Here is a 725-nt window from a genome sequence, read left to right on the forward strand (position 1 = left end):
TGGGTACTTGGCTATAGCGTTCACCCTGGAAATGAACATGACAGCCGGACGTTTAAAGAATTGTATGATAAGCTGGTCGGTTATGGGCCGGAAATGATAGTGATGGACGCAGGATATAAAAGCCCGGCAATCGCACACCGTCTGCTTAAGGATGGAATAGAGCCATTATTCCCCTATAAATGTCCTATGACAAAAGATGGATTTTTCAAAAAGTACGAGTATGTATATGATGAGTATTATGACTGGTATATCTGTCCGGCTAATGAAGTTCTGAAGTACAGCACAACAAACCGCGATGGGTACCGTGAGTATAAGAGCGATAAAAAGAAATGTCAAAGTTGTCCCTACTTATCACAATGTACCCAGAGTAAAGATCATACAAAAGTTGTCACACGCCATGTATGGGAGGATTATCTTGAGACATGTGAGGATATCCGGCACACACTGGGTAATAAGGAAATCTATGGGCTGCGAAAAGAGACAATAGAGCGAGTCTTTGGAACAGCAAAAGAATACCATGGTTTCCGATATACACAATATATAGGAAAAGCCCGTATGGAAATGAAGGCCGGGCTGACATTTGCGTGCATGAATCTAAAAAAACTCGCAAGAATACTTGCAGCAAAAGGAAGAGATACGAAGGAAAGTGTTTCTTATCTGAAACTATTGATCAATTTACTCCGAATGATACAGGAAAAAGAAAAGTGGTGCTGGGCGTAATCAAC

General features: G+C 41.2%; 1 protein-coding gene. It reads left to right on the top strand.

The window, feature by feature from the left end:
- A partial coding sequence (locus LIZ87_RS22065; protein ID WP_227149228.1) for a transposase occupies positions 1-720 on the top strand: 720 nt, incomplete at its 5' end.
- Positions 721-725: the final 5 nt, after the last annotated feature.

Origin of the sequence: Lacrimispora sp. 210928-DFI.3.58, from assembly GCF_020554865.1 — a bacterium.
Classification (GTDB): Bacteria; Bacillota; Clostridia; order Lachnospirales; family Lachnospiraceae; genus Enterocloster.